The organism is Nocardioides cremeus (genome assembly GCF_030518195.1).
In the GTDB taxonomy this organism is placed as follows: domain Bacteria; phylum Actinomycetota; class Actinomycetes; order Propionibacteriales; family Nocardioidaceae; genus Nocardioides; species Nocardioides cremeus.
The window spans coordinates 88,047-103,495 of sequence record NZ_JAULSC010000009.1 but is presented as its reverse complement, the minus strand read 5'-3'; the positions used below and the strand labels follow the sequence as shown (position 1 = coordinate 103,495).

The window sequence follows — 15,449 nt, the reverse complement described above, 5'->3', positions numbered from 1 at the left end:
GGGGTCAGCGCGATTCGCGAAAGACGCGGTCCACGTCGTCGGTGGCCAGCACCCCGTAGATGGAGTCGTCGGGGTGCACCAGCAGGTACTCCGCCGACGGGGTGGAGGTGATGGCGCGCACCAGGTCCTCCCCGGTGATCCCCAGCGGCAGCCGCAGCCCCGCCTCAAGGGTGCGGGCCACGCTCGAGGCGGGGACCCAGGGACGGCGCTCCTGCGGCGTGGCGACGAGGGCCGCCTCGCTCACCAGGCCGACGGGCCGGCCGCCGGGGTCGAGGGTGACGATGCCGCCGGCGTGCGCCTCGTTGGCCCGGCGCACCGCCTCGGCGAGGGGCAGGTCGGCCGGCACGCTGATGGTGCGACGGGCCAGGTCGCGCGCGACGAGGCGGGGCAGGCGCGCGCGCAGCCGCGCCGAGGTCATCGCGGCCGTGGCGCCCGACCAGAGGAAGATCGCGATCACCAGCACGAGCGCGAAGTCGAGCACGTCGGGCTGCGCGCCGGTGAGCGGCTCCTGGACCAGGGGCCAGACCAGCACGGCCACGGCGGTGGCCCGGCCGCCCCAGCCGGCCACGACGGTGCCCCGGTGCATGTTGCCGGTCAGGCCCCACACCGCCGCCTTCAGCACCCGGCCCCCGTCGAGCGGCAGGCCGGGCACGAGGTTGAGCACGCCCACCAGGAGGTTGGCGAAGATAAGGCCCTCCACCGCGAGCAGCAGCAGCCCGTCGGGGGTGAAGGGGTGGGCGGCCAGCGCGACCAGCCCGACTGCGATCGAGGTGAGCGGGCCGACCACGGCGATGAAGAACTCCTCGCGGGGGCGCCGGGCCTCCCCCTCGATCGAGGTCATCCCACCGAGGAAGTGCAGGGTGATCGAGCTGATGGTGAAGCCGAAGCGGCGCGCCACCACCGCGTGGGAGGCCTCGTGCAGCAGCACCGAGCCGTAGAGCAGCACCGCGAACGCGGCACCGGCGAGGTACTTCAGGCTCCCCAGCCCCGGCTGCACGTCGTCGACGAGCGGTGCGACGAGCACCGCGATCAGGCCGGCGACCAGGAACCAGGACGAGGAGACGAGCACGTCGCTGCCGGCGATCGTGCCGACCTTGAGGGTGCCCGGCGGTCGCGAGGACGCCCTGGGCTCGGGCGGGGTCGCGGACATCCCTCGAGGCTAGTCGACCCCCGTGCGGGTGCCCGCGCTCGCCCACTGTCCCGGGACTGTCGGCACGGACGCCTAGGGTTCGCGGCATGAGCCAGGCAGCCCCCGACCCGCTCCCCTCGCCGGCCGAGCGCGTCTCGACGCCCGTCGACGGGGTGCACGTCGTGGGCACGCTCTCGCCGAGCCGGGCCGGTGACTTCGTCACCTGCCCGCTGCTCTACCGCTTCCGCACGATCGACCGGCTCCCCGAGCCGCCCTCGGCCGACGCCGTGCGCGGCACGCTGGTGCACAAGGTGCTCGAGGACCTGTTCGACCTCCCGGCCGCCGAGCGCACCCCTGCCCGGGCGGGCGAGATGCTGGCGCCGAGCTGGGAGGCCCTCGCGGAGGCCGAGCCCGAGCTGGTGGCGCTCTTCGACCCCGACCCGGCGGGGCGGGCCGACGGCGGGCCACCACTCGACTTCACCCACTGGCTCGCCTCCTGTCGCACGGTGCTCGAGCGCTGGTTCACCCTCGAGGACCCGACCCGTCTCGAGCCGGCCGAGCGCGAGCTCTACGTCGAGACGGTGCTGGAGTCGAAGCTGCTGCTGCGCGGGTTCGTCGACCGGCTCGACGTGGCGCCCGACGACGGCGCGCTGCGGGTGGTGGACTACAAGACCGGGCGCTCACCGGCGGTGGGGTTCGAGCAGCGCGCGCTGTTCCAGATGCGCTTCTACGCCCTGGTGCTCTGGCGCACCCGCGGCGTGGTGCCGGCGCTGCTGCAGCTGGTCTACCTGGGCAACGGCGAGATCGTGCGCTACGAGCCCGACGAGGCCGACCTGCTGGCCACCGAGCGTCGGGTCCAGGCCATCTGGGAGGCCATCAGCTCGGCCCGCGAGAGCGGCGAGTGGCTGCCCCGGCGCAGCCGCGCCTGCGACTGGTGCGCCCACCGGGCCATCTGCCCGGCCTGGGGCGGCACGCCCCCGCCGCTGCCCGATCAGGAACCGGGCTCCCCCGGCTCGCCCGGCTCCCCTGGCTCGGCCGGCCACTCCGGATCCGCGCCGTAGTGCACGCAGGCCACCTCGACCCCGTGGCTGGCTCGTAGGGGTGGGTCGACGCCGTCGACGAAGTCGACCTCGAGGTGACCGTGGCGCTCCTCGACCGCCCGCACGCCTCCCCACAGCGGCTCCTCCGGGTCGGCGGCGCGCACGCGGTCCAGCACGGCGCGCACGGCCGCCGGGTCCTTGCCGGCCAGCCGGGCGGTGGTGCGCGGCCGGTCCAGGCCGTTGAGGTCGCCGACGGTGGCGCGCTCGGCCTCGTAGTCGGCCGTCTCGTCGCGCACCCAGTGCTCCTCCAGCAGCGCCTTGAGGTCGCGCTGCTCCCAGCCGCAGACGGGGGTCGCGACCGGGCAGCGGGGGTGGAAGGAGCAGCCCAGCGGCGGCTCGGCAGCGTCCGGGATCTCGCCCCGGGGCAGGTCGCGCGGCACCATCCGGTCGGGGTCGGGCTCCGGGATCGCCTTGAGCAGTGCCTGGGTGTAGGGGTGGCGCGGGTGGGCGAAGATCTCCTTGGTGGGCCCGATCTCCACGATCCGGCCCAGGTACATGATCGCCACCCGGTCGCAGAAGTACTTCGCCGAGGCCAGGTCGTGGGTGATGTAGAGGTAGGTCAGGCCGAGGTCGTTCTTGAGGTCGAGCATCAGCTGGAGGATCTTGGCGCGCACGCTCATGTCGAGCATCGACACCGGTTCGTCGGCGACGAGGACCTCGGGCTCCAGGATGATGGCGCGCGCGATCACCGCGCGCTGCTTCTGGCCCCCCGACAGGTCGGAGGGGTACTTCGACAAGAAGCGCTCGACCGGCGCGAGCCCGACCCGCTCGAGTGCGGCGACCACCCGCCGGTGCAGGTCCTCACCGGAGGCGATGCCGTGGATGACCAGCGGGTGCCCGACGCCCTCCTCGATGGTCATGGAGGGGTTCAGGGCCGCGCTGGGGTCCTGGAAGACCATCTGCACGTCGGTGCGCAGGCGGCGCAGCTCGGCGCCCTTGAGCCGCGTGATCTCCTGGGTGCCGCCGCTGGTGGGGTGGTAGGTCAGCGTCCCGCCCGTGGCCGGAGCCAGCCCGAGGAGCGCTCGCCCGAGCGTCGTCTTCCCGCTGCCGGACTCCCCCACCACCCCGAGCACCTCGCCGCGGCGCAGCTGGACGTCGACGCCGTCGACGGCCTTGACCCGCCGGGCCCCGATGCCCAGCAGCCGCGACAGGGCGCCCCCCTGCAGCTGGAAGTGCACGGACAGGTCGCGGGCCTCGGCCACCAGGCCCGGATCAGGCTTCGTCGGCAACGGAGAGCTCCTCGCGCTCGAGGGGCGCCGACTCCTCGGCGTCCAGGGTGACCAGGTCGTGGCGGGCCGCGGCCGCCCAGCAGGCGGCGCGGCTGCCACCGGGCAGGTCGAGCGCCGGCGGTTCGCGGGTCGCGCACACCGACATCGCGTCGGGGCACCGGGGGTGGAACCGGCACGCCGGCGGCGGCGTCGTGAGGTCGGGCGGTGCCCCCTCGATGAAGTTCAGCCCGGTGGTGGACAGCGAGATGGTGGAGCGCAGCAGCTCGCGGGTGTAGGGGTGCTGGGGGTGGCGGAACACCTCGGCGGCCGGGCCGATCTCCACGATCTTGCCGGCGTACATGACCGCCACCCGGTCGCAGGCCTCGGCCACGATGCCCAGGTTGTGGGTGATCAGCAGCAGCGAGGTGTCGAAGGTGTCGCGCAGGTCGTGCAGGATCCGGATGATCTGGGCCTCCACCAGCACGTCGAGCGCGGTGGTCGGCTCGTCGGCCACCACGAACGAGGGCCGCAGCACCAGGGTGAGCGCGATCATCAGCCGTTGGCGCATCCCGCCGGAGAACTCGTGCGGATAGGCCCGGAACCGCGTCGGGGGGATCCCCATCACGCGCAGCGCCTGGAGCGAGCGCCGCTTCACCTCGTCCTTGGAGATCCCCTTCTCGTGCACCCGCAGCGTCTCGGCGAAGTGCTCGGAGATGCGCATCAGCGGGTTGAGGCGGGTCAGGGGCTCCTGGAAGATCATCCCCAGCTCGCGACCGCGCAGCCGGTTCTGCTCGCGGCGCGACAGCGTGAGCATGTCGGTGCCGAGGAAGCGCAGGGCCCCGTCGCGAGCAGCCCCCTCGGGCAGCAGGCCGAGCAGCCCGCGGCCCAAGGTCGACTTGCCGCACCCCGACTCCCCCACCAGCCCGAGGATCTCCCCGCGGCGCAGGGTGAAGTCGACCTCGTCGACGGCGCGCACGGGCCCCCGCTCGGTGCCGTACCAGACCCGCAGGTCCTCGGCCTCGATCACGACCTCCACGGCCTGGTCGTCGGCACGCGGGCTCATCGGGCACCTCCTTCGCGGGCCAGGGCGGTGAAGCGGACCGGCTGCAGCCGGCGGCGGCGCAGCGCCGGGTTGAGGGTCTCGTTGAGCCCCTCGCCGACCAGGGTCAGGGCGGTGATCAGCAGGATGATCGCGAGGCCGGGGAAGAGCGCCGGCCACCAGACGCCGGCCGAGGTGTCGTCGAGCGCGCGGCTCAGGTCGTAGCCCCACTCGGCGGCCTCGGTGGGCTGGATGCCCAGGCCCAGGAAGCCGAGCGCGGCCAGGGTGCCCAGCGCGTCGGCGGCGTTGAGGGTGCCGATGACGGGCACGGACTGCACCACGTTCCCGAAGAGGTACTTGCGCATGATCGTGAACGGCCGGGCACCGAGCGCGCGCGCCGCCTCGACGTACGTCGCCTCGCGGGCCGAGACGGTCGTGTTGCGCACGACCCGGAAGTACTGCGGGATGTAGACCGCCGTGAGGGCCAGCGCCGCGGCCAGCACGCCGCCACCGACCGCGCTGCGCAGCAGGAACGAGAAGACGATGGCCAGCAGCAGCGAGGGGAACGAGTACAGCGCGTCCATCAGGAAGACCATGACCCGGTCGGGCCAGCCGCCGGTGAACCCGGAGAGCAGCCCCAGCGGCACCCCGACCAGCGCGGAGAGGAAGACCGAGAGCAGGACCACCTGCAGAGCGGTGCGGGCCCCCCACACCACCCGCGACCAGATGTCGTAGAACTGGTCGTTGGTGCCCAGCCAGTGCTCGCCCGACGGTGGGGCGAGCTTGGGCAGCCGCTCCCCCGCGTCGGTGGTGTTCTGGGCGAAGTCGTAGGGCGCGATCCACGGCGCGAAGACCGCCAGGACGACGAAGGCGGCCGTCATCACCACCCCGGCGACCAGCAGGTAGCGCGCCAGTCCCCGGGTCTGCCAGATGGTCCGCAGGCTCCTGCGCATCAGTACCTCACCCGGGGGTCGACGAGTGCGTTGAGGACGTCGACGGCCACGCTGACCACCACGACGGCCACCGCGAAGAAGGTCACCAGCCCCTGCACGGCCACGTAGTCGCGGGCGGTGACGTAGGCGACCAGCTCGTTGCCGAGACCGGGCCAGTTGAAGGTGCGCTCGGTCAGGATCGCTCCCGAGAGCGTGAGCGCGAACTGCAGCCCGATCACGGTGATCACCGGCACCAGGGCGTTGCGGAAGGCGTGCTTGCGCACCACCCGGCGCTCGGGGATGCCCCTCGCCCGGGCCGCCTCGACGTAGTCGTCCTTGAGGCTCTGGATCACGTTGACCCGCACCAGCCGGATGATCACGCCCGAGAGCAGCAGGCCGAGGGTGAAGCAGGGCAGCACGTGGTGCTGCAGCACGTCGACCACCGAGGCGGAGTCGTTGGCCAGGATCGCGTCGACCAGGATGATCCCGGTGCGGTCGGGCACGTAGAACTCCGTCTCGGCCGAGGCGATGCCGAAGGTCGGCCAGCTCGGCACGAAGGTGATCACGAAGAGCACCAGCAGGATCCCGACCCAGAAGATGGGCGCGGCATAGCTGACCACGCCGAAGATGCGGATGACCGCGTCGAGGGCGGTGTCGCGGTGGCGCCCGGCCAGCCGGCCCAGCGGGAGCGCGATCAGCAGCGCGAAGAGGAACGCACCCAGCGTCAGCGTCAGCGTCGCCCCGCCCTGGTTCTTGATGATCTCCAGGACGGGGCGGTTGTCGCTGATGGTGCGGCCGAAGTCGAGCTGGGCGACCCGCCCCAGGTACTCGAGGTACTGCACGACGAGCGGACGGTCCAGCCCGAGGGCAGCGCGCCGGCTCTCGAGCGCCTCGGGGCTGAGCTTGTCGCCAACAGCTGCGGTCACCGGGTCGCCGGGCGCGACCCGCAGCAGCAGGAAGACGATCGTGAGCAGCACCCACATCATCGGCACGACCAGCAGGACCCGGATCAGGACGTAGCGGGGCAGCGAGCCCGCTGCGGCGGAGGCCATGTGCGCTCAGCCCTTGCTGATCTCCCAGAGCCGGAAGATGTAGGTCGGGTCGAGCGAGCCCTCGACGCCCTCCATCTCGGGCACCGCGACCGCGACGTTCTGCCCGTTCCACGACGGGATCAGCGGCACGTCCTCGGCCACGATGTCCTGCAGCTCGCCGATCTGCTCCTCGCGGGTCGCCTCGTCGGTCTCGCCGAGCTCCTCGTCGAGCAGCGAGTTGACCTCCTGGCTGGAGTAGTTGTTCTGGTAGAAGCCCCCGTCGCGCAGGAACGGCGACAGGTAGTTGTCGGCGTCGAGGAAGTCGGGGTACCAGCCGAGGACGAACAGGTCGTAGGCGTTCTGCTTGTAGAGCGTCTGGTACTCCTCCCACTCCGCGTCCTCGGTGCTGACATCGAAGAGCCCGCTGTCCTCGAGCTGGCCCGCCAGCTCGCGGGCCTCGTCGACGGTGTTGGGGCCGTAGTGGGTCGGGGTGTAGCCGAGCGTCAGCCTGACCGGGGTCTTGACCCCTGCCTCCCGCAGCGTCTGACGGGCCGCCTCGACGTCGGGGCCCTCGCCGTAGGCCTCGGCGAAGGAGTCCTTCTGGCCGCCGAAGCCCGGCGGCACGATCGAGTACGACGGCTCCACGGTGCCGTCGTAGGCGTTCTGCGCGATCGCCTCGCGGTCGATGACCTGCGCGACGGCCTGGCGCACCGCCTTGTCGCCACCGACGTCGGTGCCGAGCTGCCAGACCCAGTAGCGGAACTCGGAGCCCTCGCCGCGCAGCACCTCGACGTCACCCGCGTCCTCGAGAGAGGTCAGGTCGGTGGGGCTCAGGGTGCGCCACGCGACGTCGAGCTGGGAGGAGGCGATCGCGTTGCGCAGGGGTGCGGCGTCGTTGAAGAACTGCACGAAGACCGTCTCGGACGCCGGGGCACGCTCGCCGTCGTACTCGGGGTTGGCCTCGAGGACGGCCTGCTTGCTGGCGGAGTACTCCGACAGCATGAACGGGCCCGAGCCGACGACCTGCTCGTCCTCGAGCAGGCTGTCGGCCGGGAAGGTCTCCTCGTCGACGATGGAGGCCGTCGCGCTGGAGAGGATCTTGAGGAACGTCAGGTCGGGCTGGTTGAGGTTGAAGACCACCGTCTGGTCGTCGGGGGTCTCGACGGCACCGTCGGCCAGGGCGTCCCGGTCGGGGTCCTTGATCGCGCCCAGCAGCACGGCCGAGCCGTTGGGGTCGGCGATCTGCAGGTTGCGCTCCAGCGAGAAGCGCACGTCGGAGGAGGTGAGCTCGTTGCCGTTGGAGAAGGTCAGGCCCTCGCGCAGGGTGCAGGTGATGGTCTGCGGGTCGTCGTACTCGCACGACTCGGCGGCGTCGCCGACCGGCTCGGACTCCCCGGCCGGGATCGCCATCAGCTGCTCGAAGAGGGAGTACTGCATGTTCCAGGAGCCGATGTCGTAGGAGCCGGCCGGGTCCATCGCCGTGACGGTCTCGGTGGTGCCCAGGGTCCAGCTGCCCGAGGCGGAGCCGCCCTCGCCACCGCCGCTGTTGTCGCGCTCGCCCTCGCCGCAGGCGGCGAGACCGAGGGTGAGGATGGCCGCGCCGGCCAACGAGAGAGCGCGCCGAGATCTGGTCACTCCGAACCTCCGAGTTCCGGGTGGTGAGACCGCGAACTTAACGTTCCGCTGTGATGTGCGCCACCCTCAGCGCCGTGCGGCTCAGATCTCGTGGCGTTGGGCCCACACCGCCGCCTGGGTGCGGTCCACCACCCCGATGCGTGCGAACGCGGAGGTCAGGTGCGCCTTGACGGTGCGCTCGCTGATGTCGAGGCGTCGCGCGATCTGCTTGTTGGCCAGGCCGGCGCGCACCAGGCGCAGCACCTCGACCTCGCGCCCGGTCAGCTGGGGCCTGGAGGTGCCTGAGCGGGCCCCCAGCAGCGCGCGGGCGGCCTTCGGGTGGATCGGCGACTCCCCTCGCGCCACCGCCCGGATGCCGGCCAGCACGTCGTCGGGGTCGGCGTCCTTGAGCAGGTAGCCGACGGCTCCCGCGTCGAGGGCGTCGAGGATCCGCTCGCTGTCGGAGAAGCTCGTCAGCACCAGCACGTCGACGCCCGGCACCTCCGCGCGCACCCGGCGGGTCGCGACCACGCCGTCGACACCCGGCATCTGCAGGTCCATCAGCACCACGTCGGGGCGCACCTCGCGCACCACGTCGACCGCCTGCTGTCCCTCGCCGGCCTGGCCCACGACGCTGATGTCGTCGGTCGAGGCGAGCAGCTGGGCGAGCCCGGCCCGGATGACGGCGTGGTCGTCGACCAGCACCACCCGGATCGGCGCCGCGCTCACCGGCGCACCTCGAGCCGCACGATGGTCCCCTCGCCCGGCGCCGAGCGCACCTCGAGCCGTCCGCCGGCGTCGGCGACCAGGCTGCGCAGGCCCGTGAGCCCGAAGTGCTCGGGCCCGCGGTGGCAGTCCTGGTCGAAGCCGATCCCGTCGTCGACGACCTCGAGCAGGCTGCCCGAGGCGGTGCCCCGCACGGTGACGGCCAGGGTGGAGGCCTCGGCGTGGCGGACGGTGTTGCGCACCGCCTCCTGGGTGACCCGCCACAGCACCGCCACCTCGGCGGCCGGTGCGTCCTCGACGTCCTCGACACTGGCGGAGGCGGTGATGCCGGCCGCGCTGACGGGGGCCAGCAGGTCGGCGACGGCCGAGGCCAGGCCCTTGCCGTGCAGGTCGGGCGGGTGGATCTCGGCCAGCAGCGAGCGCAGCGACCTGAGCCCGTCGCGCAGCGAGTCCCCGGCGCCCTCCAGGCGGCCGCGCACGCGCTCCGGCACACCGGGATCGCGGGCCACCGCCGAGAGGGAGAAGGCGGTGCCGGCGAGGTCCTGCACGACGCCGTCGTGCAGGTCGCGCGCGATGCGGCGCCGCTCGGCGTCGGAGGCGGTCATGGCCGCCTCCAGCAGGCGCTCGCGCTCGCGGCCGGCCCGGCGTACCTGCGTGGTGAGCAGCCCCAGCATCACCGCGGAGACCAGCGAGAGCAGCACGAGGGGGCCCAGGGTGATCCAACGGAAGGCACCGAAGATCTCGGTGCGCCGCTCCTCGAGACCGTCGAGGGCCCAGTAGGCCACGAAGAGCACCGGCTCGCCCGTCTCGGTCTCGATGCGGGTGTAGATCTTGACCAGCCCGCGCTCCTCGCCGGCCCGGTCGATGCTGCGCGGGGAGGTGGGGTCGGCCAGCTCGGAGCCGGTGCCTCCCTCGCGCAGCACGCGCTGCTGGGCGCTGCTCAGCTCGTAGCGCTCCCGGCTGATGATGGGCACCGCGTCGGGGTCGTCCTGGCTGTAGATCAGGGTGCCGTCGGGGGCGAAGAGGTCGACGCTGTCGACGTCGTCGGCCTGCAGCAGGTTGGGGGCCTTGCGGAAGAACTTGTCGTAGGCGCCGGGCTTGCCGCTGAGCAGCCCGCCACCGACGTACGGCGCGGCCGTCGTCTGGGCCAGCAGCTCGCTGACCGACTCGGCCTGGGCGCGGGCGGCGTCGCTCGCGGCGTCGTCGGCGATGACGTTGGTGGCCACGAAGATCGCGACCACCAGCACGGCGCTGACGGCCAGGAACAGGGCGACGGGGCTGCGGAACCACGGTCCGCCCCGGGGCGGCTCACCCGCCTCGCCCGGGAGGTGGACGCTCACCCGTTGAACGTGACGTCGCCGCGACAGATCTCGTCGCTGTCCTTGTTGCCGGCGCGGAAGACGATCTCGTCGGGACCGGTGAAGTCGACCATCGAGCGGACGACCCGGAAGGACCTGTCGGCGTCACGGGCGGTCACGGTGCCCTTGGCCGACACGTCGTCGTTGTGCTTGAGCTTCCAGCCCCACTCGTCGGTGTCCTCGCTGAAGACGGCGGCGGTGACGGTCAGGCTGCCGTTGCTCTCCTGGTCGACCTTGAGCTTCCAGGTGCTGTCGGGGGCTCCTCGACAGGGGCCGGAGGCCACCACGTCGGCCTTGGCCAGGGCCGGTGACGCCGCCAGCGCGGAGGTCGCCAGGACGCCGGCGAGCAGCAGGCCCAGCACCGGCCTCGTGACGAGGGCCGGCCTGCCGGAGCTGTTGCGCTCGAGGTGGCTCATGGTGCCCTCACGGTCTGCTCACCGCGCATGGACGCGGTCTCGGGTGGTCGTCACAGGATCGCACGCGACTGACCCGGCGACCAGCACTTCTGTGGTCGGGACTCGGTCCCGGCCGCGCTCGGCATCGTCACCACCCGGCCATCGAGGCCGGGCGCCGCTCGCCCAGGGAAGGCGTGGTGGCGTTGTCGAGCACGGCCGGTACGGCGGGTCAGGTGCCCTGTTCCCGTCGTTCCGAGTGGTCCCATCCTGGGCCCGGTGTGGTGCCGGTCACCATCGTCCGGTGGTACTAGTACCTCTCGCCCCCTTGGGAGGCAGCGCTCAGCGCAGCAGCAGGGCGCCGAGGTCCCCGGGCGACAGGCCCTCGAGCGTGGGGCGCAGCACCCGGCGCGGGCCCGGCAGCACCGGCACGTGGTTCTCGACCACCAGCACCGTGCAGCCGGCGGCCTCGGCCGACTTCGCCCCGGTGTTGGAGTCCTCGATGGCCACGCAGTCCCCCGGTGCGACACCGAGGGCGGCGGCCGCCGTCAGGTAGGGCTCGGGGTGCGGCTTGCCGAGCTCGACCTTGTCGCCGGTGACGATGACCCGGAACGTCTCGGGCGGCAGGTGCGCCAGGATCGGGGCCACGAACCGCTCGTAGGACATCGTCACCAGCGCGCACGCGATCCCCGCCGCACGGGCCTCGAGAACCAGCTCCCGCGCCCCCGGCACCCACGGCACGGCCTGCTCGACGCGGGCCACCACGCCGTCGAGGAGCTCCTCGACGATCCGCTCGGGCGTCAGGTCGATGCCCATGTGCTCGCGGATGTAGCGCCCCGAGGTCAGCAGGTCGTTGCCGACCAGGTCGAGGGCCTGGGCCCGCGACCAGGTGCCGCCGTACCGATCGGCGAGGGCGAACTCGGTCTCGATCCAGTAGGGCTCGGTGTCGACCAGGGTGCCGTCCATGTCCCACAGCAGGGCTGCGGGCAGGCCCGCCGTCGCGTCGTCGGCCACGGCTCAGTCCTCGGGGTCGTAGCCCAGGTTCGGCGAGAGCCAGCGCTCGGCCTCGACGAGGCTCCAGCCCTTGCGGTCGGCGTACGACTCGACCTGGTCGCGCGCGATCCGGCCGACCACGAAGTACTGCGACTGCGGGTGGCTGAAGTACCAGCCCGACACCGAGGCGCCCGGCCACATCGCCATCGACTCGGTCAGCGAGATGCCGGTGCTGGCCTCGACGTCGAGCAGCTCCCACAGTGTCAGCTTCTCGGTGTGGTCGGGGCAGGCCGGGTAGCCGGGCGCGGGACGGATGCCCTGGTAGCGCTCGGCGATCAGGTCCTCGTTGCTCAGCTGCTCCTCGGGCTGGTGGCCCCAGAAGTCGGTGCGCACCCGCTCGTGCAGCCGCTCGGCGAACGCCTCGGCCAGCCGGTCGGCCAGCGACTCCAGCAGGATCGCGTTGTAGTCGTCGTTGGCGGCCTTGAACGCCTCCACCCGCTCGGGGAGCCCGATGCCGGCGGTCACCGCGAAGCCGCCCACGTGGTCGGCCAGGCCGCTCTCGCGCGGCGCCACGAAGTCGGCCAGCGACTTGTTGGGCACCCCGTCGCGGTGCTGGCCCTGCTGGCGCAGGTGGTGCAGCCGGGTGCGCTCGGTGGTGCGCTCGTCGTCGGCGTAGAGGATCGTGTCGTCCCCCTCGCCGGCGGCCGGGAAGAAGCCGTAGACGCCGCGGGCGCTGATCCACTTCTCCGCGACGACCCGGTCGAGCATCTCCTGGGCGTCGTCGTAGAGCCGGCGCGCGGCCTCGCCCGTGGCCGGGTTGTTGAGGATGTCGGGGAAGCGCCCCTTCATCTCCCAGGCGTTGAAGAACGGCTGCCAGTCGATGTAGTCGCGCAGCTCGCCCAGGTCGTAGTCGTCGAGGACGTGGACCCCGGGCCGCCGCGGGGCCGGGGGCGCGTAGCCGTCCCAGTCGATCGGCGTGGCGTTGGCCCGCGCGTCGGCGTACGACAGCTTGGGGCGCTCGGTCTTGTGCGAGTGCCGCTCGCGCAGCGAGTCGTAGTCGGCCTTGACGTCGGCCAGCAGCGTCGTGCGCCGCTCGGCGTGCAGCAGCGCGGCCGCGGTCGGCACCGAGCGCGAGGCGTCCTTGACCCAGACCACCGGGCCGTCGTAGCGCGGGTCGACCTTGACCGCGGTGTGGGCGCGCGAGGTGGTCGCGCCGCCGATGAGCAGCGGGATCTCGAGGCCCTGGCGCTGCATCTCGGTGGCCATCGTGACCATCTCGTCGAGCGAGGGGGTGATCAGGCCGGAGAGCCCGATGATGTCGGCCCCGACCTCGCGGGCGGTGTCGAGGATCTTCTGCGCCGGCACCATCACCCCGAGGTCGATGACCTCGAAGTTGTTGCACTGCAGCACCACGCCGACGATGTTCTTGCCGATGTCGTGCACGTCGCCCTTGACGGTGGCCATCACGATGGTGCCGTTGGTGTCCTTGGCGGTGGCGTACTCGGGCTTGTCGAGCTTCTCCTGCTCGATGAACGGGATGAGGTGGGCCACGGCCTTCTTCATCACCCGCGCCGACTTCACCACCTGGGGCAGGAACATCTTGCCGGCGCCGAAGAGGTCGCCGACGACGTCCATGCCGTCCATCAGCGGACCCTCGATGACCTCGATCGGCCGGCCGCCCCGGGCCTCGATCTCGAGGCGCAGCTCCTCGGCGTCGGCCTCGGCGTAGGTGTCGATGCCCTTGACCAGCGCGTGCGTGATCCGCTCGGAGACCGGCAGCGCGCGCCACTCCTCGGTGGCGGCCTCCTTGGCCTCGCCGACCCGGTTGTGCTCCTCGGCGATCTCGAGCAGCCGCTCGGCCGCGTCGGGGCGCCGGTTGAGCACGACGTCCTCGATCCGCTCGCGCAGCTCGGTCTCGACCTGGTCGTAGACCACCAGCGCGCCGGCGTTGACGATGCCCATGTCGAGGCCGGCCTCGATGGCGTGGAAGAGGAAGACCGCGTGGATGGCCTCGCGGACCGGGTTGTTGCCGCGGAAGGAGAAGCTGACGTTGGAGATGCCGCCGGAGACCTTGGCCCCGGGCAGGTTCTCCTTGATCCAGCGGGTCGCCTCGATGAAGTCCTGGCCGTAGGAGGCGTGCTCCTCGATGCCGGTCGCCACCGCGAAGACGTTGGGGTCGAAGATGATGTCCTCGGCCGGGAAGCCGACCTCGTCGACCAGGATCCGGTAGGCGCGCTCGCAGATGGCCTGGCGGCGCAGCAGGTTGTCGGCCTGGCCGTCCTCGTCGAAGGCCATCACCACCGCGGCGGCGCCGTACTTGCGGCACAGGCGGGCGTGGGCGACGAACGCCTCCTTGCCCTCCTTGAGCGAGATCGAGTTCACGATCGGCTTGCCCTGCACGTTCTTGAGCCCGGCCTCGATCACCTCGAACTTCGAGGAGTCGACCATCACCGGCACCCGGCTGATGTCGGGCTCGCTGGCGATGAGCTTGGTGAAGCGGTCCATCGCCGCGACGCCGTCGATCATGCCCTCGTCCATGTTGACGTCGATGACCTGGGCGCCGTTCTCGACCTGCTGGGCCGCGACGCTCAGGGCGGTGTCGTAGTCGCCGTCCTTGATGAGCTTGCGGAAGCGCGCCGAGCCGGTGATGTTGGTGCGCTCGCCGACGTTGACGAAGAGGCTGTCGTCGTCGATCGTGAACGGCTCGAGGCCTGAGAGGCGCATCGCGGAGGGCACCGTCGCGGGCCGGCGCGGCGGGTGCTGGACGACCGCCTCGGCGATCGCGGAGATGTGTGCCGGGGTGGTGCCGCAGCAGCCACCCACGATGTTGACGAAGCCCGCCTCGGCGAACTCCCCGACCACCGCGGCGGTCTCGGCGGCGGCCTCGTCGTACTCGCCGAAGGCGTTGGGCAGCCCCGCGTTGGGGTAGACCGAGACGAACGTGTCGGCGATGCGGGACAGCTCGGCGACGTAGGGCCGCATCTCGCGGGCGCCCAGGGCGCAGTTGAGCCCGATGGCCAGCGGCCGGGCGTGGCGCACCGAGTTCCAGAACGCCTCGGTGGTCTGGCCCGACAGGGTGCGGCCCGAGGCGTCGGTGATGGTGCCGGAGATGACCAGCGGCCAGCGGCGGCCCAGCTCCTCGAAGACGGTCTCGACGGCGAAGATCGCCGCCTTGGCGTTGAGGGTGTCGAAGATGGTCTCGATGATCAGCAGGTCGCTGCCGCCGTCGAGCAGCCCCAGCGTGGCGGTGCGGTACGCCGTCACGAGGGCGTCGAAGTCGATGTTGCGGGCGCCCGGGTCGTTGACGTCCGGGGAGATCGAGGCGGTGCGGGTGGTCGGGCCCAGGGCGCCGGCGACGTAGCGAGGGCGCTCGTCGGTGGCGACCACGTCGGCGGCGCGGCGGGCCAGGCGCGCCGACTCGAGGTTGAGCTCGTAGGCCAGCGCCTCGAGGCCGTAGTCGGCCAGCGAGACGGCGTTGGCGTTGAAGGTGTTGGTCTCGATCAGGTCGGCGCCGGACTCGAGGTACTCGCGGTGGATCGACTCGATGATCGCGGGCTGGGTCAGGGTCAGCAGGTCGTTGTTGCCGACCAGGTCGCTGGGCCAGTCGGCGAACCGCTCGCCGCGGTAGCCGGCCTCGTCGGGCCGGTCGCGCTGGATCGCGGTGCCCATGGCGCCGTCGATGACCAGGATCCGCTCGGCCAGGGCCGCGCGCAGCTCGTCGCTCGCGTCGCGGCGCCACTCCCCCGCGCCGACGCGCTCCATCGGGGTCTCGGTGCTGGGCTGGCTCACGCGGCTCTCCTCTCGTGGGGCGCCGGCGGCGCCCCGAGCGGGTCCCGCCAGCCTAGGAGGGTGTCCGAAGGCTGGACAGGGTGCTCAGATGGTGACACCGGCGCGCGCGGCGGGTGAAATCCCCGGGGAGGTGAGCTG

12 protein-coding genes are annotated in these 15,449 nt (G+C 72.1%); 1 reads left to right on the top strand and 11 read right to left on the bottom strand.

What is annotated here, in order from left to right:
- Positions 1 to 4: 4 nt before the first annotated feature.
- Positions 5 to 1,150 (bottom strand): site-2 protease family protein, encoded by a 1,146-nt coding sequence (locus QWJ41_RS11180; RefSeq protein WP_302708227.1) that lies wholly within the window; start codon positions 1,148 to 1,150, stop codon positions 5 to 7.
- Positions 1,151 to 1,236: 86 nt separating this feature from the next.
- Here QWJ41_RS11180 and QWJ41_RS11175 point away from each other — a divergent pair, with 86 nt between their 5' ends.
- Positions 1,237 to 2,190: a RecB family exonuclease gene (locus tag QWJ41_RS11175; RefSeq protein ID WP_302708225.1), complete on the top strand. Its 954-nt coding sequence runs from the start codon at positions 1,237 to 1,239 to the stop codon at positions 2,188 to 2,190.
- Here the strand turns inward: QWJ41_RS11175 and QWJ41_RS11170 are convergent.
- The 10 genes from QWJ41_RS11170 to metH all read right to left on the bottom strand — a co-directional run bounded on the left by QWJ41_RS11170 (position 2,121) and on the right by metH (position 15,284).
- Complete coding sequence (locus QWJ41_RS11170) at positions 2,121 to 3,458, bottom strand: ABC transporter ATP-binding protein (protein ID WP_302708223.1); 1,338 nt, start codon at positions 3,456 to 3,458, stop codon at positions 2,121 to 2,123. The two genes, QWJ41_RS11175 and QWJ41_RS11170, sit on opposite strands and share 70 nt — an antisense overlap.
- Positions 3,442 to 4,500, bottom strand: a complete 1,059-nt coding sequence (locus tag QWJ41_RS11165) for an ABC transporter ATP-binding protein (RefSeq protein ID WP_302708221.1) — start codon at positions 4,498 to 4,500, stop codon at positions 3,442 to 3,444. Before QWJ41_RS11165 ends, QWJ41_RS11170 begins: the two co-directional genes overlap by 17 nt.
- Complete coding sequence (locus tag QWJ41_RS11160; protein WP_302708219.1) at positions 4,497 to 5,429, bottom strand: ABC transporter permease; 933 nt, start codon at positions 5,427 to 5,429, stop codon at positions 4,497 to 4,499. Before QWJ41_RS11160 ends, QWJ41_RS11165 begins: the two co-directional genes overlap by 4 nt.
- Positions 5,429 to 6,460 (bottom strand): ABC transporter permease, encoded by a 1,032-nt coding sequence (locus QWJ41_RS11155; RefSeq protein ID WP_302708217.1) that lies wholly within the window; start codon positions 6,458 to 6,460, stop codon positions 5,429 to 5,431. The genes QWJ41_RS11160 and QWJ41_RS11155 overlap by 1 nt, the downstream gene beginning before the upstream one ends.
- 6 nt (positions 6,461 to 6,466) lie before the next feature.
- Positions 6,467 to 8,074: an ABC transporter substrate-binding protein gene (locus QWJ41_RS11150; RefSeq protein WP_302708215.1), complete on the bottom strand. Its 1,608-nt coding sequence runs from the start codon at positions 8,072 to 8,074 to the stop codon at positions 6,467 to 6,469.
- Positions 8,075 to 8,155: 81 nt separating this feature from the next.
- Complete coding sequence (locus QWJ41_RS11145) at positions 8,156 to 8,782, bottom strand: response regulator (protein WP_302708213.1); 627 nt, start codon at positions 8,780 to 8,782, stop codon at positions 8,156 to 8,158.
- Positions 8,779 to 10,119, bottom strand: coding sequence for a sensor histidine kinase (locus QWJ41_RS11140; protein ID WP_302708212.1), 1,341 nt, complete (start codon positions 10,117 to 10,119; stop codon positions 8,779 to 8,781). Before QWJ41_RS11140 ends, QWJ41_RS11145 begins: the two co-directional genes overlap by 4 nt.
- The gene (locus tag QWJ41_RS11135; protein ID WP_302708210.1) at positions 10,116 to 10,553 is read right to left on the bottom strand and encodes a hypothetical protein; all 438 of its coding nucleotides are present in this window, start codon (positions 10,551 to 10,553) and stop codon (positions 10,116 to 10,118) included. Before QWJ41_RS11135 ends, QWJ41_RS11140 begins: the two co-directional genes overlap by 4 nt.
- Positions 10,554 to 10,871: 318 nt before the next feature.
- The gene (locus QWJ41_RS11130) at positions 10,872 to 11,543 is read right to left on the bottom strand and encodes an HAD family hydrolase (protein WP_302708209.1); all 672 of its coding nucleotides are present in this window, start codon (positions 11,541 to 11,543) and stop codon (positions 10,872 to 10,874) included.
- A 3-nt stretch (positions 11,544 to 11,546) separates the two neighbouring features.
- Complete coding sequence (metH, locus tag QWJ41_RS11125) at positions 11,547 to 15,284, bottom strand: methionine synthase (protein ID WP_302708301.1); 3,738 nt, start codon at positions 15,282 to 15,284, stop codon at positions 11,547 to 11,549.
- Positions 15,285 to 15,449: the final 165 nt, after the last annotated feature.

Coding starts and splice junctions, on each gene's coding strand:
- QWJ41_RS11180 (WP_302708227.1), bottom strand. CDS start 1,150: ATGTCCGCGACCCCGCCCGAGCCCAGGGCGTCCTCGCGACCGCCGGGC.
- QWJ41_RS11175 (WP_302708225.1), top strand. CDS start 1,237: ATGAGCCAGGCAGCCCCCGACCCGCTCCCCTCGCCGGCCGAGCGCGTC.
- QWJ41_RS11165 (WP_302708221.1), bottom strand. CDS start 4,500: ATGAGCCCGCGTGCCGACGACCAGGCCGTGGAGGTCGTGATCGAGGCC.
- QWJ41_RS11160 (WP_302708219.1), bottom strand. CDS start 5,429: ATGCGCAGGAGCCTGCGGACCATCTGGCAGACCCGGGGACTGGCGCGC.
- QWJ41_RS11155 (WP_302708217.1), bottom strand. CDS start 6,460: ATGGCCTCCGCCGCAGCGGGCTCGCTGCCCCGCTACGTCCTGATCCGG.
- QWJ41_RS11135 (WP_302708210.1), bottom strand. CDS start 10,553: ATGAGCCACCTCGAGCGCAACAGCTCCGGCAGGCCGGCCCTCGTCACG.
- metH (WP_302708301.1), bottom strand. CDS start 15,284: ATGGAGCGCGTCGGCGCGGGGGAGTGGCGCCGCGACGCGAGCGACGAG.